At 67.3% G+C, this 18,559-nt stretch carries 15 protein-coding genes and 2 pseudogenes; 9 read left to right on the top strand and 8 right to left on the bottom strand.

The annotated features are described in order from the left end of the window. Nucleotides 1-157 precede the first annotated feature (157 nt). From OHA77_RS38255 to argG, 3 genes are all read left to right on the top strand, one after another. Nucleotides 158-2,167 (top strand): family 10 glycosylhydrolase, encoded by a 2,010-nt coding sequence (locus tag OHA77_RS38255; RefSeq protein ID WP_406314068.1) that lies wholly within the window; start codon nucleotides 158-160, stop codon nucleotides 2,165-2,167. Nucleotides 2,168-2,362: 195 nt separating this feature from the next. Beyond that, a complete protein-coding gene (locus OHA77_RS38250; RefSeq protein ID WP_406314066.1) occupies nucleotides 2,363-2,557 on the top strand; it encodes a DUF5999 family protein in 195 nt (64 codons plus the stop codon). Between the two features lie 273 nt (nucleotides 2,558-2,830). Continuing rightward, complete coding sequence (argG, locus tag OHA77_RS38245) at nucleotides 2,831-4,279, top strand: argininosuccinate synthase (RefSeq protein WP_406314064.1); 1,449 nt, start codon at nucleotides 2,831-2,833, stop codon at nucleotides 4,277-4,279. A 134-nt stretch (nucleotides 4,280-4,413) separates the two neighbouring features. Here the strand turns inward: argG and OHA77_RS38240 are convergent, their stop codons facing one another. Further along, nucleotides 4,414-5,256 carry a maleylpyruvate isomerase family mycothiol-dependent enzyme gene (locus OHA77_RS38240; RefSeq protein WP_406314062.1) on the bottom strand — a complete coding sequence of 281 codons (843 nt, stop codon included), beginning with the start codon at nucleotides 5,254-5,256 and terminating at the stop codon, nucleotides 4,414-4,416. Nucleotides 5,257-5,647: 391 nt separating this feature from the next. Between OHA77_RS38240 and OHA77_RS38235 the strand changes: the two genes are divergently transcribed. Further along, nucleotides 5,648-5,866, top strand: coding sequence for a hypothetical protein (locus tag OHA77_RS38235; protein WP_406314060.1), 219 nt, complete (start codon nucleotides 5,648-5,650; stop codon nucleotides 5,864-5,866). On the opposite strand, the gene OHA77_RS38230 is transcribed toward OHA77_RS38235, so the two are convergent. Then, nucleotides 5,847-7,151 carry an ISAs1 family transposase gene (locus tag OHA77_RS38230; RefSeq protein WP_406311517.1) on the bottom strand — a complete coding sequence of 435 codons (1,305 nt, stop codon included), beginning with the start codon at nucleotides 7,149-7,151 and terminating at the stop codon, nucleotides 5,847-5,849. The two genes, OHA77_RS38235 and OHA77_RS38230, sit on opposite strands and share 20 nt — an antisense overlap. A gap of 175 nt (nucleotides 7,152-7,326) precedes the next feature. On the opposite strand from OHA77_RS38230, the gene OHA77_RS38225 reads away from it, so the two are divergent. After that, nucleotides 7,327-7,572, top strand: a complete 246-nt coding sequence (locus OHA77_RS38225) for a nuclear transport factor 2 family protein (protein WP_406314058.1) — start codon at nucleotides 7,327-7,329, stop codon at nucleotides 7,570-7,572. 9 nt (nucleotides 7,573-7,581) lie between these two features. On the opposite strand, the pseudogene OHA77_RS38220 reads toward OHA77_RS38225, so the two are convergent. The 4 genes and pseudogenes from OHA77_RS38220 to OHA77_RS38205 form a co-directional block, all read right to left on the bottom strand. After that, a pseudogene (locus OHA77_RS38220) lies at nucleotides 7,582-7,710 on the bottom strand (IS5/IS1182 family transposase); the annotation flags it as partial. Between the two features lie 159 nt (nucleotides 7,711-7,869). Next, nucleotides 7,870-8,376, bottom strand: a complete 507-nt coding sequence (locus tag OHA77_RS38215; protein ID WP_326823328.1) for a hypothetical protein — start codon at nucleotides 8,374-8,376, stop codon at nucleotides 7,870-7,872. 348 nt (nucleotides 8,377-8,724) lie between these two features. Beyond that, a complete protein-coding gene (locus OHA77_RS38210; RefSeq protein WP_406314056.1) occupies nucleotides 8,725-10,017 on the bottom strand; it encodes an ArsB/NhaD family transporter in 1,293 nt (430 codons plus the stop codon). Further along, complete coding sequence (locus OHA77_RS38205; protein WP_326823330.1) at nucleotides 10,014-10,457, bottom strand: CBS domain-containing protein; 444 nt, start codon at nucleotides 10,455-10,457, stop codon at nucleotides 10,014-10,016. Before OHA77_RS38205 ends, OHA77_RS38210 begins: the two co-directional genes overlap by 4 nt. Before the next feature lie 116 nt (nucleotides 10,458-10,573). Between OHA77_RS38205 and OHA77_RS38200 the strand changes: the two are divergent. Then, nucleotides 10,574-10,651, top strand: a pseudogene (locus tag OHA77_RS38200) (ABC transporter ATP-binding protein); the annotation flags it as partial. A 49-nt stretch (nucleotides 10,652-10,700) separates the two neighbouring features. Here the strand turns inward: OHA77_RS38200 and OHA77_RS38195 are convergent. Then, complete coding sequence (locus tag OHA77_RS38195) at nucleotides 10,701-11,702, bottom strand: aldo/keto reductase (protein ID WP_406314054.1); 1,002 nt, start codon at nucleotides 11,700-11,702, stop codon at nucleotides 10,701-10,703. Nucleotides 11,703-11,829: 127 nt separating this feature from the next. Between OHA77_RS38195 and OHA77_RS38190 the strand changes: the two genes are divergently transcribed. Beyond that, nucleotides 11,830-12,474, top strand: coding sequence for a TetR/AcrR family transcriptional regulator (locus OHA77_RS38190; protein ID WP_406314052.1), 645 nt, complete (start codon nucleotides 11,830-11,832; stop codon nucleotides 12,472-12,474). Between the two features lie 315 nt (nucleotides 12,475-12,789). Here the strand turns inward: OHA77_RS38190 and OHA77_RS38185 are convergent, their stop codons facing one another. Further along, complete coding sequence (locus tag OHA77_RS38185) at nucleotides 12,790-14,565, bottom strand: CARDB domain-containing protein (RefSeq protein WP_406314050.1); 1,776 nt, start codon at nucleotides 14,563-14,565, stop codon at nucleotides 12,790-12,792. Nucleotides 14,566-15,182: 617 nt separating this feature from the next. Between OHA77_RS38185 and OHA77_RS38180 the strand changes: the two genes are divergently transcribed. Both OHA77_RS38180 and OHA77_RS38175 read left to right on the top strand, forming a co-directional pair. Further along, nucleotides 15,183-15,989, top strand: coding sequence for an IS5 family transposase (locus OHA77_RS38180; protein ID WP_406319946.1), 807 nt, complete (start codon nucleotides 15,183-15,185; stop codon nucleotides 15,987-15,989). 513 nt (nucleotides 15,990-16,502) lie between these two features. Then, nucleotides 16,503-18,557, top strand: coding sequence for a family 43 glycosylhydrolase (locus OHA77_RS38175; RefSeq protein ID WP_406314048.1), 2,055 nt, complete (start codon nucleotides 16,503-16,505; stop codon nucleotides 18,555-18,557). Nucleotides 18,558-18,559 lie beyond the last annotated feature (2 nt).

Here is an 18,559-nt window from a genome sequence, read left to right as displayed (position 1 = left end):
TCACTGCGCGACGAACCCGCAGGACAGCTCACCGATATTTCGCCCCTGGCCGTAACCATAGGAGTTCAGGGCAACCAAGTAGGAGAAAACACACCGCATACGGCAATATGCCGACTATTGATCTTTTTTTCTAAAGATCTGAAACTTTACTTCTGTGATGACGTATCGAGCGGGCCGGAAGTGGCGGCCTGCCGCCATCGGTCGGATTGCCGCAGCGGCTCTCCTCCTCATCCTGGCCGGCGCCGTCGTACCCACACCGGCGGCGGGGGCGGGGGCGGGGATAAAGGATCTCGCCGCCTGTTCCACCGCCCCGGCGACTCCCAAGCGCCAGCTCCGTGCCATGTGGATCGCCAGCGTCGCCAACATCGACTGGCCGAGCAAGGCCGGCTTGGGTGTGTCGGCGCAGCAGGCCGAGTTCCGCTCCTGGCTGGACCTCGCAGCCCAGAAGAACATGAACGCCGTCGTCGTACAGATCAGGCCGACGGCCGACGCGTTCTGGCCGTCGCCCTACGAGCCGTGGTCGCAGTGGCTGACCGGCACCCAGGGGACCAACCCCGGCTACGACCCGCTGGCGTTCATGGTCAGCGAGGCGCATGCCCGCAACATCGAGTTCCACGCGTGGTTCAACCCGTACCGGATCGCCAATCACGACGATGCCACCCGGCTGGTGGCCGGCCACCCGGCCCGGCAGAATCCCGGCTGGCGATTCGCCTACGGCGGCAAGCTCTACTACAACCCGGGGATACCGGCGGTCCGCGACTTCATCGAAGACGCCATCATGGACGCGGTCACCCGTTACGACCTCGACGGCGTGCACCTTGACGACTACTTCTACCCGTATCCGGTCAGTGGCCAGACGATTCCGGACGCCTCCGCCTACGCCCAGTACGGCGCCGGTTTCGGCAACGTCCACGACTGGCGGCGTAACAACGTCAACCTGCTGGTGAAAGAGCTGGACCAGCTGATCCACACGGCCAGGTCATGGGTCAGTTTCGGCGTCAGCCCGTTCGGCATCTGGCGCAACGCCGCCACCGATCCGCTCGGCTCGCGGACCTCCGGCATGCAGTCCTATGACGCCGTCTACGCCGACACCCGGCTCTGGGCGAAGCAGGGCTGGATCGACTACATCGCCCCACAGATCTACTGGCACATCGGGTACTCCGTCGCCGACTACGCGGTGCTCACCGCCTGGTGGTCCTCCGTGGTCAAGGACACCGACGTCCAACTGCTCATCGGACAGGCCGCCTACCGGGCCGGAGCGGCCGGCGAGGATCCGGCCTGGCAGCAACCCGGCGAGCTCACCGACCACCTCTACGGCAACCGGCAGCACCCGGAGATCGTCGGCGACATCTTCTTCAGTGCCAAGGACGTCCGGGCCAACCGGATCGACGGCATCTCCCGGCTGGTGACCGACCACTACTCCAGGCCCGCCCTGATACCGGTCCGCGGCACCGCGGCCGCGCCCACCAGTCCGTCGATCACCTCGGCGGCCCGCGTCTCCAACGGGATCTCGCTGTCGTGGCAACGTGACGGCTCAAGCAGCCCGACCTCGTACGCGGTCTATCGGGTCGACGGTTTCCCGGCCATGGACCCGTGCTTCTTCGCCGACGCCCGCAACCTGCTCAAAACCACCCGGGGAACGTCCTTCACCGACACCACCGCCACGGCCACGGGCACCTACACCTACTACCTGACGGCTCTGGACAGGGCGCAGCGCGAAAGCGGGCCGAGCACCGGCCGGGTGGTGACGGGAACCGGCCCGTTCAGCGTCGTCGTCGACAACGGCGACGCCGGCTTCACCGCCGGGTCCAACTGGGGCACGTCGAGCTTCTCATCGCAACTCCACGGAACCGACTACCGGTTCGCCGATCCCGTCACGGCGAGCGACCTGGCATGGTTCAGAGCCGAGATCCCCGCCACCGGAAGCTACCGCGTCGAAGTCTGGTATCCGGCGAACTCCGGCTACAACAGCGCGACGCCGTTCATCGTGGCGACCGGCGGCGGCAACCAGGTCGTCAACGTCGATCAGCGCGTCAACGGCGGCCAGTGGCGCGGCCTCGGCACGTTCACCCTCTCGGCCGGCACCCGCAACGTCGTCGGGGTGAGTCGCTGGACGTCCACCAGCGGCTACGTCATCGCCGACGCCGTCCGCATCACGAAACTCTAAGAAGAACATCCCGAGGAACCCGTAAACGCTCCCAACCGTAAAACCTGTCCGTCCCTGACCGGAACACGGGGTACTTACGCAGACGAAAGGGGCTGAGACAAGGGTTTATCCCCTTTTCCGGAGAACCCTTCCAGAGGCAAGCTGGTTATCTCGCTAAAGAACTTCGCCGTTTCAGCGAGGATGGGGGAACAGATCATGTGTCAACATCAGCCTTCGTGTCCGGCCTCGGACGCACCCGATCATGAGGCGGCCCGTCTTGTGGCCTTCCACCCCGAACAGGGATGGGGACTGCTCTGCAACGGTGTGGTGCTTTTCGATGACAGCGGCGAGCTTCTGCCCGACGGACGCAGCATCCCCGCGTACGGCGACCCCTGCCGACGCGCGGCGTGAAGGTGGCGTAAAAGCCCGTCAACCGGTTGGAAGCTTCGGCTGATGCCCCGCAGGCCGGTGGTGAGCACGGTATGACCGGCGGCGGGCAGGTCGACCGGCGGCGTGCTCACACCATGCAGGGCCGGCGGCGGGCAAGTCGGCCGGCGGGGCAGGTCGGCCGGCGGTGTGCTCACGCCGTGCAGAGCCGGCCCCGGCCGAACCGCGCAACGCCCTCACCGGCGGTGTGCCAGGCCAGACTTTGCATAATCATGCAGCACAATGCATAATTCTCCTATGTCCAAGGTTCTCACCTCCCTGCCCGCCGGCGAGCGCGTCGGCATCGCCTTCTCGGGCGGCCTCGACACCTCGGTCGCGGTCGCGTGGATGCGCGACAAGGGTGCCGTCCCGTGCACCTACACCGCCGACATCGGCCAGTACGACGAGCCCGACATCGCCTCGGTGCCCGGTCGCGCACTGGCGTACGGTGCCGAGATCGCGCGGCTGGTCGACTGCCGCACGGCGCTGGTAGAGGAGGGCCTCGCCGCGCTCACCTGCGGTGCGTTCCACATCCGCTCGGCCGGGCGCCCCTACTTCAACACCACGCCGCTCGGTCGTGCCGTCACGGGGACCCTGCTGGTCCGGGCGATGGTCGAGGACGACGTGCAGATCTGGGGCGACGGCTCGACGTTCAAGGGCAACGACATCGAGCGGTTCTACCGGTACGGCCTGCTCGCCAACCCCCACCTGCGCATCTACAAGCCCTGGCTCGACGCGGACTTCGTGTCCGAGCTCGGCGGTCGCAAGGAGATGTCGGAGTGGCTGCTCGCCCACCGGCTGCCCTACCGCGACAGCACCGAGAAGGCCTACTCGACCGACGCCAACATCTGGGGCGCCACCCACGAGGCCAAGACCCTGGAGCACCTCGACACCGGCATCGAGACCGTGGACCCGATCATGGGCGTGCGGTTCTGGGATCCCGCGGTCGAGATCCTCACCGAGGACGTGACGATCGGCTTCGACCAGGGCCGCCCGGTGACGATCAACGGCAAGGAGTTCGCCACCCCGGTCGACCTGGTGATGGAGGCGAACGCGATCGGCGGACGGCACGGCATGGGCATGTCGGACCAGATCGAGAACCGGGTGATCGAGGCCAAGAGTCGCGGCATCTACGAGGCGCCCGGGATGGCGTTGCTGCACGCGGCGTACGAACGGCTGGTCAACGCGATCCACAACGAGGACACCCTGGCGAACTACCACAACGAGGGGCGGCGCCTCGGCCGGCTGATGTACGAGGGCCGCTGGCTCGACCCGCAGGCGCTGATGCTGCGAGAGTCGCTGCAGCGCTGGGTCGGCACGGCGGTCATCGGCGAGGTGACGCTGCGGCTGCGGCGCGGCGAGGACTACTCGATCATGGATACCTCAGGCCCGGCTTTCAGCTACCACCCGGACAAGCTGTCGATGGAGCGCACCGAGGACTCGGCGTTCGGTCCGGTGGACCGGATCGGCCAGCTCACCATGCGCAACCTCGACATCGCCGACTCGCGCGCCAAGCTTGAGCAGTACGCCAGCCTCGGCATGGTCGGCACCATCCACCCCGCGCTCATCAGTGCCGCCCCGGCGGCCTCGACCGAACTGATCGGCGCGATGCCGCAGGGCGGTGCCGAGGCCATCGCCTCACGCGGCGAGGTCTCCGGCGACGACGAGATGCTCGACCGCGCCGCCATGGAGTTCGGCACCGACTGACCGGCTCGTCGGGCCGGGAGTCCCGGTCCGCCCAGGCGCCCCGCCCCGGGTCGGCATCGGCCGTGCCTCGGACCGCGTGGACGACCGACGAACCGACCCACCTCGATCATGATCGAGGTGGGTCGTCTTCGGGATTACCGGGCCGTCATGACGACAGCCAGCCTTGAAAGACCTTCGACGGTGGCGTTCGAGACCCCGGTGACCTCGGCGAGCGAGGGACCGCGCCCGGCGAGGCTCTCCAGAACCGCTTCAAATGGTCCATTGAGCTGTGAGGGCGAGTCGCTTCCGACAGCCACTCTCACATCGTCTCGGTGCCCTGAAATCTCGTACACACCATCAGGGCTGCCCGTGAGATGGAAGGACACCTGGGGGGTGTCGCCGAACACCGTGGCGACGCCTCCGGCGATCAGCAGGCTGTAGAGGGCGACGAGACTCTGAACGGTGGCATCCGGCGGTTCACCCGCCCCGAGGGTCTCCGCCATGTCGCGCTCATGAAGCCAGGCATCCCACATTATGTGCAGAGACTGCACATGCCACAGGATCTCACGGCCTGCAGCGCTGCGTTCCAGGGCGGCGCCGCCCTCGTCGATGCGGGCACCGAGGATGTCGTGCTCTTCTTCAATGACTCTCAGGAGCGACTCGACCGTCTGCTCCGGAGACTGACCAGCGGAGTCCTGGAGCCACAGGACGGGAGTCGAGACAGGATTGAACGGTCCGAATCTGTCGAAGCGGGTGGGCTCCGGCCGTTTGGCGAGCTGGGTGACGTGATACTCCGCCACGTCGACAATGTGGCGGACGACTTCGTGAACAGACCACTGCGGGCAGCGCGTCGGAGCCGCCCAGTCAGCCGGCGTAAGCTCGGCAAGACGACCCACGAGCCTCTTACGGTGCATGTACAGCGCTTCGTGCAGCGCCTCTGGGCCGCAACTCAGGCCCGTCTTCTCCGTCAGTATCAGTCGGCTCGAATCAACGACCATAGAGAGACCCCAATCGTTTCCTTGGTGGTGCGCAGATTACCCGTCCAGATTTGCGTTTGTCGAGGATTTTTTTGGACATCTGTTCATTGAATATGTCGCTCCCGAAAGTCCGCCGAATGGCCCGCGCATCGCCATTGGGCTATGTCCTCATTCCTTGGCGTACGTTTCCAGTCCGTTGTTCTCCGGGCCTTGGATCCTCCCGGGCAGGTAGGGGTGAGCCGCCGTTGAGATCGGCCACGAGGACCACGCCGATGTCCTCTCCAGGTACGCACCGAACGAGGTGACCTGCCCTGTCCCGACCTCTGCGGGTCCCGTCTTACCCCGCTGGTAGGGTCCCGCTTTACCTCTTCGGTAATCGACGGGCCGTGCCCGGACCCGAGAGGGTTGCGACATGAGTGATGACACCCGTGACACCGTGCAAGAACTGCTGCGGCGGATGGCCGAGGGCGATCACGCCCGTACCGCGGAGTTGTTCGCCGAGCCGATCGACTGGCAGCTCAACTGGCCCGCTGAGGGGCATCCAGCGGTGCCGTGGATTCGCCCCCGGTCCGACCCAGGGCCCCGGCAAGTTTGTGATTTGGTCGGTGTGATCACTTCGGTCCGAGGTTGAACAGGTCAAGGACGCGCTGGTGGTCGTAGCCGTAATCGCGGCGGGCATGGGCGATATTGACATGGCCCGCTCGGCGTAGGGTGCCGGTGGCGAGGTTGCGGAAAGCAGCCAAGGCGCGGGGCAAGGTGGCGGTCCGCGCTTGGCAGGCGTCCTCGGCGAAGGTGACGTCGCGGACGTGATGGACGCCGTTTTCGATGGCCTTCCAGTGGCCGCGGACGTAGGCGGCGAGCTGGGCCGGTCCGGCCTGCCGCGGAGTCAGATCGGTGATGCCGTAGCAGACTTCCTTGCTGTGACGTATGCCGTCCAGGCCACCTCGATGGCGCAGGATGCGAAAGACCTGAGCGGCATGGGGGAAATCGATGTCGCCGGCCGGGGCTGTGCGAAGGATGCGGTGCTCGGTGCGGCCGTGTCCGCGGTCGAACTCGCGGTGGGTGACGGTAATGAAGTTGGCGTCGGGGCCGGTCAGTGCGGTGATGGCGGCGGCGCGCAGAGTGGGCTGATTGGCTTTGACGATCATGACGTAGTGCGCGTGATGGTCGTCGATCAGCAGTCGTGCGGAGGCGCGCTGGGTGTGCAGGGCGTCGGCGGTGATGACAGCGCCGGTCAGTTCGGTGTCGGTGGCCTGACGCAGCAGCGCGTCCAGGGCGCTGATCTCGCTGCTTTTGGCGGGGATCTGGCGTTGTGCGTGGACGGTGGCGTCGAGGTGGGCGGCCAGGCTGATCAAGTGAACGCGGCCGCCGCCGGGGTGGTGGGCACCTTTGAGGCGCTTGCCGTCGACGGCGTAGGCCGGCAATAGGCCCGGCGTCTGCGCGGGAGATCGGCGAGCGGCGCGGCGGGCTTCGCGCTCGGTGCGCCGGCTCACCGGTGCTGGGGCGCGCTCGTGCGGTTCGACGGTGGGCGGCTGGCCGAGGAAGGTTGCCAGGCAGGCGTCGAGTTCGTCACCGTCCAAGCCGGCCAGGACGCGGCGGATGGTGCGTTCGCTGGGCGGCTGGTGCAGGCCGGTGAATGGATCGCGCCAGATGTGCAGGTCGGCCAGGACCTGCTGGGGGGCGTTGTCGGCCCACTGTTCGATCGCGGTCAGGCAGTCGCCGCCCACCGCCACGGTGGCACATGCCACGATCGCCAGGATCGAGGCCAGCGAGTGGCGTCGCCCTCGCGCTGAGCGTGGGTCGGAAATCAGGGCGAACCGGTCGGTGAGCTTCAGCCGGGCGGAAGAATCGGTATCCGTTTGCCCAACTTGCTCGCAGCCGACAGCGTTGATCAGCGATGATGGCGCGACAGGCACGGTTTCCTCATTCGATCAGGCGGCTTTAGACACCTCTGATCTTCGGGAGCCGTGCCTTTCCGTCGTTGCGGGCTTGGTATTTCCTTACCCGCCCCTACTTACGCCGCTGGACGAATACGAACGAATCCGTTCAAAACATCAACTTGCCGGGGCCCTGCGGTCCGACCGGGGCGATGTGGCAGACCACTTCCGGTCGCTGGAGGCCCATCACGTGCCCGAGTTGAACGGCACCTCGGTGACACGGATCCTGGTCGACGGAGCGCATGCCGTCGTGCTCGGGGAGATCGTGCAGACGGTGCGGGACGGCGGCGTCGCGTACACCTCGCCGTTCGCGCTGCACCTCACCGTCGAAGACGGGCTCGTCACCCGCTACCACATCTACGAGGACAGCCTTACGGTCGCGCAAGCCCTCAGCGCTTAAGACCGTGACTCATTCGGTCATGCGGCGGTAGCAAATAAGGGCAGCGGCGATGGCAACGAAGGACGCGAAGTGGTCAGCGCGGCGTTCGTAGCGCCGGTGAAGGCGTCGGCAGCCGGCCGGCCAGGAGACGGTCCGCTCGGTGATGAGGTCGATTTTCGACCCGGCCTTGCCTCGATCGACGTCGCGGAGTTCCTCACGGGCGCCCGGCGCCGCGCACAACGCAGCGGCGCACAAAGAACCACGGGGACCGGCCGTGACGGCCGGATCCCCGCGGGCGGGACGAAAGGGCGGGGAAGGTTACCGGCTCACTCGGGTTTCGGTGCCTGCCAGCACGTTGCCCGTGTCGATGGCGACCAGGACGAACGACGCCCCGGAGGGGTCGGCGTACACGTTGAAGTTCGCCGAACTGTCGCCCAGGTGGAACGCCGCCTTCCCGCTGCAGTCGCTCTTGATGTTGTAGGAGAGCGTGATCGGGGTGTGGTCGTTCACCAGGGCGTCCTTCACCACGAAGGTGGCGATGCCGGTGCCGCCGCCCTTGCCGTCGAAGTAGTCGAGGCCGCCCGTGGAGACCGGGATGCTCTCGCCGCTCGGGGACACCGACGTGCCGTTGGCGCCGAAGATGTAGTGCCCCTTCAGCGTGGCGTTGCTGCACTGGATCGTCGACTTGCTGGGCGCTTCGGCGTCGGCGTCGGCGTTGGTGGGGCCGACGAACGTGAGGGTAGCCGCGGTGGCCAGGAGGCTGGCCGAGGCAAGGACGGCGATGCTCTTGCGCGGGCCGATTCTGGAGATGAGTGATCGGGACATGGGTCGCTCCACTTCTGGATGTTCGGGGGCGTGAAAGGCTCAGGCGCGCTGGAAATACTGACATCGTTCGCAAACCGACGCTTCTCCTTCTTTGCGGTCATGGTGGTTTGTTTTCGGCCGTGATAGCCGCCGCCCGGGGAAGGCGGCAGGAAGCCCGCTGAGGATAAGGAGGGGGCATGTGCTTTGTGACGCCGGCGCCGGGCGGAAGAGCAAGACCAGTACGGACAATGGCGCGGTATCCCGCCGATCCGCTCTCGCCGCGGACCGTGACGTCGCCGACCGGCGAAGCTTCATGGTGACAAGGGCTGCGTTTTCCGTCGCGGGGCCGGAGCCGGCCCCGGGAAGGGGTCACATCAGGTAGCGCAGCCACAGATAGGGCGTCACCAGCACCACGGTGACCGAGGCGACGATGAGGCCGTACTTGGTGAACTCCCAGAAGCTGATCGGGGTGCGGTTGCGGGCGGCGATGCCGATGATGACGACATTGGCCGCGGCGCCGACGGCGGTGGCGTTGCCGCCCAGATCGGCCCCGAAGGCCAACGCCCACCACAGCACCTGGGCGTGGGCGTGGCCGCCGTTCGCCTGCACCAGGTCGGCGACGATCGGGCTCATCGTCGCCACGTAGGGGATGTTGTCCACGATCGCCGAGATGCCGGTCGAGGCCCACAGCAGGCCGATCGCGGTCAGCCCCAGCCGACCCTCGGTGGCATCCACCGCGGCCTGGGAGATCTGCCCGATGACGCCGGTCTCGACCAGGGCGCCGACCATGACGAACAGCCCCATGAAGAACACCAGGGTGGGCCACTCCACCTCGGCGATGGCCTGCTCGGTGGTGACCTTGGTGGCCGCCACCAAGGTCCCCGCACCGAGGATCGCCACGACCGACGGTTCGTAGTGCAGCACCGGATGCAGCACGAAGGCGGCCATCACCAGGGCGAGCACGGACAGGCTCTGCCACAGCAGAGTGCGATCGGCGATCGCCTCGCGCTCGTCCAGGTTCATGATCTCGGCGGCACGTTCGGGATCGTAGACGAACGCCTTGCGGAACATGATCCGGCACAGGCCGATGAACACCACGACCAAGATGACGACCATCGGTGCCATGTGTGCCAGGAAGTCGTTGAAGCTCAGCCCGCCCCGGCTGGCGATGATGATGTTGGGTGGATCGCCGACCAAAGTGGCGGTGCCTCCGATGTTGGAGGCCATCGCCTCGGCGATGAGAAACGGCACCACCGGCAGCGCGAGCCGTTCACACACCAGGAACGTCACCGGTGCGATCAGCAGCACCGTGGTGACGTTGTCCAGCAGCGCCGAGGCCAGCGCGGTGATGACCACCAGCAGCACCATCAGCCGAAACGGACGGCCCTTGGCCCGTTTGGCCGCCCAGATCGCCAGGTATTCGAAGATCCCGGTCTGCTTCAGCACCCCGACGATCACCATCATGCCCAGTAGCAGAAAGATGACGTTCCAGTCGACGCCCGTCTCAGGGGAGAAGAACGCCGCTCCGGCGTCACTGGCATGAATCAGCAACATGATGCCGGCCCCGCCGAGGGCGGCGGCGACCCGGTGGACACGCTCGGTCGCGATCAGCGCATAAGCACCGAGGAAGACCGCCACCGACAGCCAGGCCAGAGCCGTCATGAGGCGAGCATCCGGTCCATGAGCGCCTGTAGCGTCACCGCGCCCCGCAGGCGGCCCTCGCTCACCACGGCCACCAGCGGGGTGTGGGTGCGGGCCATCAACGCGGCGATCTCCAGCACGGTGGCACCGGGGTCGGTGATCGGTAACTCGCGCGGTTTGGGCGGCAGCGCCTGGCGTACGGTCTGCCCGGCCACCGCGTGCAGGAAGGTATCGGCGTGGGCCTCGTCCACCACCCGGGCCAGCGCCGGATCATCCAGGCAGTAGCCGGGCACCGCCAGAGCCAGCACCTGGGTGCCCGCCAGGATGCTGAACGGCAGCCCGTCGGAGTCCACCACGATCAGGCCCGGCAGATCTTGGCCGGCCAGCAGCCGGGCGGCGTCCAGGACCGAGGTGTCCAGGGTCACGGTGGGAAAGTCGGTGAGCAGGTCGCGAGCGCGCATGGTGGCCCTCCGGGATCGACGAAAGAACTGCCGACCAGACTTCCCGGCGCACCTTCGGCAACCCTATCAATGATCACCGATCTGGGAGAGAGCGGGTCGGGGCCCGCGATCGAGGTGGCCGACCCGACCTGCTCATCCTGGACGAGCCCGGCAACGGCCTGGACCCCGCCGGCATCGTGGAAATCCGCACCCTGCACCCACATTGCGATGAAGCTGCTCACCCGCCTGCCGGGGCCGTCCGAGTCAGACGTTCGCCGCGGCGAAGACCCAGGGGGAAGTCTGCGCGATGAAGTCGTGCGGAAACCCGAGCTCGACGGGGGCTGTCCCCTCTAGCCGGGCCAGCGCCTCCGGACCGAGTTCCAGCTCCGCCGCCGCGAGGTTGTCACCCAGTTGCCCGGTGCTCCGGGCGCCCACAATGGGCAGTACGGCAGGCGAACGACTCATCGTCCACGCGATCGCGACCTGGGAAGGCGTGGCGCCCATCTCGTCGGCGACCTCCTGCACGGCCCGGGCGACGGCGTGGTCCCGCTCCGACACCGAGCCCGGCGACAGCCGGGCGGGACCGTTGGGCCCGCCCGGCCGCGTGTACTTGCCCGACAACACGCCACCGCCCAGCGGGCTCCATGCGGTGACCCCCAGTCCGAGCGACTCGGCCATCGGCAGCAGCTCGCGCTCGATGTCGCGCTGGAGCAGGCTGTAGGGGACCTGCAGACCGACGAAGGGGCTCCAGCCCCGCCATTCGGCCAGAGTGTTGGCCCGCGACACCACCCATGCGGGGGTGTCGGAGATCCCGACATGGAGCACCTTGCCTGCCCGGACGGCATCGTCCAGGGCGCGCATGGTCTCCTCCATGGGCGTGTGCCGGTCCCACATGTGCACCCAGTACAGATCCACATAGTCCGTGCCCAGCCGCCGCAGGCTGGTCTCCAGGGAAGCCCGGAGGTTCTTGCGGTGGTTCCCGGCGGCGTTGGGGTCGTCGCGGTCGCGGGAGACGGTGTACTTCGTGCCCACCACGAACGAGTCCCGCCGCCCGTGCAGCCACTGGCCGAGGATCTCCTCGCTGGCCCCGTCGCGGTAGTTGACCGCCGTGTCGATCGTGTTGCCGCCCGCCTCGCGGTACAGGTCGAGCATGCGCCGGCACTCCTCCGCCGGCGCGCCCACCCCGCCCTGTTCACCGAAGGTCATGGCGCCCAAGATCAGCTCGGAGACCCGAAGGCCGCTGGAGCCCAACGTCCTGTATTTCATGCCTGCATCCCGGGCTGCTCAGTAGTGGCTGGATAGGTCGTGAGTTGTCTCATAAGCGGGACCATACACGTTGTATGGACACCATGTATAGACGCAGTGTCCGGACGTGTTGTCCTAAGCTGGCGGCATGAGCAGCGAAGTCCCCGACGGTCGTCCCGGACGTCGATCCAGTCCGGTTCCCGCCACCGCGGAGACGCGGGAGCGCATCCTGACCGCCACCCGCGAACTGCTGGACGAACGCCGCTTCGACACCCTCAGCGTCGCCGACATCCTGGTCGCCGCGGGGGTGTCGAGGGCGAGCTTCTACTTCTACTTCCCCAACAAGCAGGCCGTGCTGGCCGATCTGGTGCGCGAGGCGGTGGCGGGAGGGCAGCGGGCCGCCCAGCCCTGGATCGGGGAGGAGCAGGATTCGGTCGCCGCTCTGCGAGCGGGCGTGCGCGACGGGGCCAGGCTGTGGCGGGAGAACGCCGGCGTGCTTCGAGCGATCGTGGAGAGCTGGGGCTCCGACGATGACCTGCGTGCCCTCTGGCTGGCGCAGATGAACCTGTTCACCGAGGCCGCCGCCGCCCGGATCGAGGCGGATCCGGAGGCCCGGCGGCGGCTCGGCGACCTCGACGGCCGGGCGGTCGCCGCGTCACTGTCGTGGCTCGGGGAGCGGCTCTACTACCTGGCCGCGGCCGGCGTGCCGCCCTTCGACGACGAGCAGGTCCTGGTGGACGTCCTCACCAACGCGTGGACCTCCGCCTTGTACGGCAGGGCGAACGTCGCCTGATGCGGTGTCCGGTCCGGGCGGAGATTTCCACCGGTCGCGGTGATGAACTGGGGGTGAAGAGTAGGGCCGAACGGGCCGATCTTGGTTTGTTCGGCCCTACTCTTCAATTTCGGTGCGCTGGGCTTGTCAAGCACGTCGTCGCCCGGGCACCCCATCAGTCTGATGGCGCCAGGGCAGGCGGAATGGGCTGCCGACGAAGGGGCGCGGCCCACGTCTCCAGATCGTTTGCGACGGCGTCGAGGTCGGCCGCGACCGATCGCTCGCCGGGGTGCCCGGCCGATGGGCTGGCGCCGATCGACCGGGCATCTCCAGCGTTCAGGGGCAGGTGGTCAGAGCGATGGAGATGACGGTGCAGGTGGCTGAGGCGGTGTCGTTGGCCGGGTTGAGGTCGGCGGGTGCGGAGGTGGTGCGCATGCCGGTGACCGTGACCTGGCCGAGGGAGAGCAACTGCAGCGGCAGGCGGAAGGTCTTACTCACGCTGGCGCCGCTGGCGATCGCGCCGTAGGTGCAGGTGACCGACCCGGCGGCGCTGGTGCATCCGGCTGCCAGGTTGGTGGCGGTCTTGCCCGGCGGCAGGGCTGCGGTGAGAGTGGCGGAGGTGACCGCGTTCGGGCCGGTGTTGTGGGCGGTCAGGGTGTAGGCGAGGTAGGGCACCAAGATGCCCAGATGCGGCTGGGCACCGAGATTGACGTCGATATCGGCGGCGGGCGGCGTGTTGACGGTGGTGTTTTCGGCGTCGGTGTTGTTGGCCGGGGTGGGGTCGGTTTCGGTGCCGGTGACCGCGGAGGTTGCGGTCAGGGTGCCGGTGGCGGTGGGCTTGACCGTGACGGTCACCGTGGCCGAGGCGCTATTGGCCAGCGCGCCGAGCGGACAGGTGATGACCGGCGCGGCGATGGCGCACGAGCCTTGGGAAGCGGTGGCGGAAATGATGGTGCGGGCCGTACCGGACAAGGTGGTAGACAGGCTCACCCCGGTAGCGGCGTCGGGTCCGTTGTTGGTGATGGTCGCGGTATAGGTGAAGGAGTCGCCCTGGCTGACGGGGTCGGCCGAGTCGGCGACGGTGACACCGAGGTCGGCTTCGGCGGGAACGACGGTTGCGTCACCGACCGCGATACCGAACGGGAAGCTGCCGACGCCGATGGTGGCGGTGACGGTGTTGGCGGCGGTGTCGATCACCGACACGGTGCCGTCGTCGAGGTTGGCGGTGTAGGCGAAGGCGGAGTTGACCGCTATTCCGCCGGGACCGTTTCCGACGCCGACGGTCGCGGTGACGGTGTTGGCGGCGGTGTCGATCACCGACACGCTGGCGCCGTAGCGGTTGGAAGTGTAGGCGCGGGTGCCCGCCGGGTTGAGGGCGATCTCGTAGGGGTCGGTGCCGACGGGAATGGTGGCGGTGACGGTGTTGGTGGCGGTGTCGATCACCGACACGTTGTCGGAGTTGACGTTGCTGGTGTAAGCGCGGGTGCCCGCCGAGTTGAGCACCACCCCGTAGGGTGCGCTTCCGACGCCGATGGTGGCGGTGACGGTATTGGTCGCGGTGTCGATCACCGACACGGTGCTGGAGCCGTCGTTGGCGATGTATGCGAGAGTTCCGGCCGGGTTGACCACGACTCCGCGGGGCCTGCTTCCGACGCCGACGGTGGCGATGACGGTGTTGGTGGCGGTGTTGATCACCGACACGCTGCCACCGGAGAAGTTGGTGACGTAGGCGCGGGTGCCCGCCGGGTTGAACGCGACCCCGTACGGGCCGGAGCCGGCACCGATGGTGGCGATGACGGCGTTGGTCGCGGTGTCGATCACCGACACGTTGTCCGAGCCGTTGTTGGCGACGTAGACGCGGGTGCCGGCCGGGTTGAACGCCGTCTTGATCGGGCCGGAGCCGACAGCGATGGTGGCGGTGACGGTGTTGGTCGCGGTGTCGATCACCGACACGTTGTCCGAGCCGTTGTTGGCGACGTAGGCCAAGGCCGGAGCGGCCGCGTGCACGGGCAGCGCGGTGAGGCCGGTCATGGCTAGGGCGGTCAGCAGCGCGCACAGGGCTGCCATCATGCGCCGCCGTAGGGCCGTGGCGACGTGCGTGGTGGAAAGCATGACGTTCCTCAGGGTGAGTCGAAGGAGGATGCCGCGCGCGATGACGCCTTCACACGCCTGGGTGCCCCCGCCACCCTCGCCCGCGGTGGAACCGGCCCGGATCAGGCAGCGGGACTGACCCGCCGCATGCGTCGTGGCCGTTGACGCGTAACCAGACGCTGAATGTCGCGGTATCGGGGAGGCCCTCGCGCTCGCCGCAACCTCATCCGCTCTCCTGCCGGTTACGGCAGGTCCACGCACACCCGACGTGTGACAGGGCACATGACAGGGAGCGATACGCGTAGAACCTTCCGTTATTTACCTACATCGCCGCCCCCGGCCTGACAACCGTGCTGACCTACACCGGACACGCTCCTTGACTAAACGACCACATACGGTTACGGCGCCCGCGATGACCGGTGGCTGCTCACTGACATCACGTCCGCGCGACCCGCTGACATTAAGTTCGCGCATTCACCGCCGGGTCGCAGCCTAATCGGGACAGAGCCGTTTACCCCTTACTGGACAGACCCGCCCCCGGAAACCTAAGTGGGTGTTTGAGAGGTGATCGTGAAGCCATCCCGTGAGGGGGGGTAGGGGTGCAGGCATGACACGCCGCCCCTTTCTACCCCTCTGATCTGACCGATGAGCAGTGGGCGCTGATCGAGCCGCTGCTGCCCGCCCCGCACTGGGACGGCCGCAAGGAGAAACATCCGCGCCGGGAGATCGTGGACGCGATCGCCTATGTCGTGCGTACCGGCTGCGCCTGGCGGCAGCTCCCGGCCGATTTCCCGCCCTGGCAGACGGTGTACTGGCACTTCGTGCGCTGGGAGGACCAAGACGTGACCCAGCGGGTCGTCGACGTATTACGGCGACGGGTCCGCCGGAGCGCCGGCCGCCAGGACGAGCCGTCGGCGGCGGTCATGGACAGCCAGAGCGTCAAGGGCGCCGACACCATCGGGGCTGACAGTCGCGGCTATGACGCGAACAAGAAGATCAATGGCCGTAAGCGGTTCGTAGTCACCGACACGCTCGGGTTGTTGCTGGCGGTGATGGTGCGTCCGGCCAGTGTGCAGGACCGCGCCGGGGCCACCACCCTGTTGCTGGGGTTGTACCTGAGCGGTGCCTGCCGGGTCGTCTTCGCCGACCAGGGTTTTTCCGGGCGTCTGGTGCTCTGGGCGCGCGAGGTGCTGGGCATCATCGTGCACATCGTCGCCAAGCCCGCGCACCAGCGCGGTTTTCAGGTGCATTCCCGGCGCTGGGTGGTAGAGCGGGCGCTGGCCTGGCTGATGTTGCATCGGCGGCTGGCCCGCGACTACGAGCGGCAGGTACCGACGAGCGAGGCGATGGTTCGGTGGGCGGCGATCAGCACGCTGCTGCGGCGCATCACCCGGGGACATCCCGTCCAGCGGCCCGGACCGCGCCCACTCGAATGGGCCCGCTGAAGCCGATGATCAGCTCTCAGACACGTTCTAAGTCCGGAACTGGAAGAGATCACGCGAACGGGACATGCGGCACTGGATCCGGTCCGAGACCTGCCGTTACCAAGTCGTAACTTCTGTGAAACTTTCACCTGCGCGGGCCCCGTTAGGCGATCTCTCTCCGGACGAATGTCCAGGCAGGGAAACGCACCGACGGCGATGCCCAGGTCAGCGAGGACCGCAGCTCGTTGACGCCGATCGGCCAGTCGGATGTACTCCCCGACACCACCCTTTCCGGAGCAGGCCATGGAGATCTGGAGTCTCAAATGTTAGCGATAACAACTTTTAATGGCCGACGCCTGACCTCTGATCGGCCTGGGAGCACTGCATGCGTCTCGGTCGTTCGTTCCGCTCCCACAACTTCCCGATCCACCACCTGCGGCATCAGGGCCACCTGCCGCGGACCGGCAGGCCGCCGTCTTCCGGATAACTTCACGACCGTCATGTTAGCGCTAACAACGCCTTGAAGGGAGAACGATGCGCCCCACCAGACGAAATCGCCTGCACGTGCTGATCGCCGTCATCACGTCGGTCGTGCTCACCAGCGCCCTGCTCACCCTCGCCACCCCCTCCGCGACCGCGGCGACCGTCGACACCAACGCCTGGTACGTGCTGGTCAACCGGACCAGCGGCAAGGCCCTGGACGTCTACAACCTGGCCACCAACGACGGCGCCCGCATCACCCAGTGGGCCCGCAACAACGGCAACCAGCAGCAGTGGCAGTTCGTCGACTCCGGCGGCGGCTACTACCGCGTCAAATCCCGCCACTCCGGCAAGGTCCTGGACGTCAGCAACTTCTCCACCGCCAACGGTGGAGCGGTCGTGCAGTGGTCCGACCTCAACGGCACCAACCAGCAATGGCGCCTGGCCGACTCCGACGGCGGCCACGTCCGCCTCATCAACCGCAACAGCAACAAAGCCCTGGAGGTCCAGGGCGCCTCCACCGCCGACGGCGCCAACATCGTCCAGTACGACGACTGGGGCGGCGGCAACCAGCAGTGGCAACTCGTCCAGGTCGGCACCGGACCGAATCCCGGCGGTAACTACAACAACCCGGTCGTCTGGCAGGACTTCGCCGACGGCGACATCATCCGGGTCGGCGACGCCTACTACTACTCGGCCTCGACGATGCACTACTCCCCCGGCGCGCCGATCCTGCGCTCCTACAACCTGGTCGACTGGGAGTATGCCGGCCATTCGGTACCCCGGCTCGACTTCGGCTCGAACGCCTACGACCTCAACGGCGGACGGGCCTATGTGAAGGGCATCTGGGCCTCCACGCTCAACTACCGGCCGAGCAACAGCACGTACTACTGGATGGGCTGCGTCGAGTTCAACCGCACCTACGTCTACACCGCGTCGGCGGTCGACGGCACCTGGACCAAGCGCTCCCAGATCAACAACTGCTACTACGACGCCGGCCTGCTCGTCGACGACGACGACACCATGTACGTCGCCTACGGCAACTCCACCATCAGCGTCGCGCAGCTCTCCGCCGACGGGCTCAGCCAGGTGCGCAGCCAGCAGGTGTTCCAGACGCCCTCGAACGTCGGGACCCTGGAGGGCGCCCGCTTCTACAAGCGCAACGGCTACTACTACATCTGGCTGACCCGCCCCGCCAACGGCCAGTACGTGCTGCGCTCCACCAGCCCGTTCGGCCCGTACGAGATGCGCCAGGTCCTGCTCGACATGCCCGGCCCGATCTCCGGCGGCGGAGTGCCGCACCAGGGCGGCCTGGTCCAGACGCAGAACGGCGCCTGGTACTACATGTCGTTCGTCGACGCCTACCCCGGCGGCCGGGTGCCCGCCCTGGCGCCGATCACTTGGAGCGGCGACTGGCCCACGGTGCAGACCGTCAACGGAGCGTGGGGAGCTTCGTATCCGAAGCCGAACATCCAGACCACCAAGACCGTGCAGTCGATGATCGGCCCGGACACGTTCACCTCGGGCAGTCTCGGTCATCGGTGGGAGTGGAACCACAACCCCGACACCAGCCGCTTCTCCACCGGCAACGGCCTGCGCCTGCAGACCGCGACCGTCACAGGCGACCTGTACAACGCCCGCAACACCCTGACCCACCGCATCCAGGGCCCGTCGTCGACGGCGACGATCGAGCTCGACTACTCGCAGATGGCCAACGGCGACCGGGCGGGCCTGGCCATGCTCCGCGACCAGTCGGCCTGGATCGGCGTCAAACGCGACAACGGCGCCAACCGGGTGGTGATGACCAACGGGCTGACCATGAACAGCAACTGGCAGACCACCGGCACCGGCACCGAGGCCGCCGGTGCGAACATCTCCGGCGGCCGGATCTGGTTGCGGGTCAATGCCGACATCCGGCCGGGTTCCGGCCGGCAGGCCCGGTTCTCCTACAGCACCGACGGGACGAACTTCACCGCCCTCGGGCCCGCCTTCACGTTGAACAACGCCTGGCAGTTCTTCATGGGCTACCGCTTCGGAATCTTCAACTACGCCACCCAGTCCCTGGGCGGAGCGGCGACCGTACGCCGCTTCGACCTCACCACCCCCTGAGA

The organism is Streptosporangium sp. NBC_01639 (genome assembly GCF_045209755.1).
Lineage (GTDB): Bacteria > Actinomycetota > Actinomycetes > Streptosporangiales > Streptosporangiaceae > Streptosporangium.
This window is presented reverse-complemented; position numbering and strand designations above follow the sequence as displayed.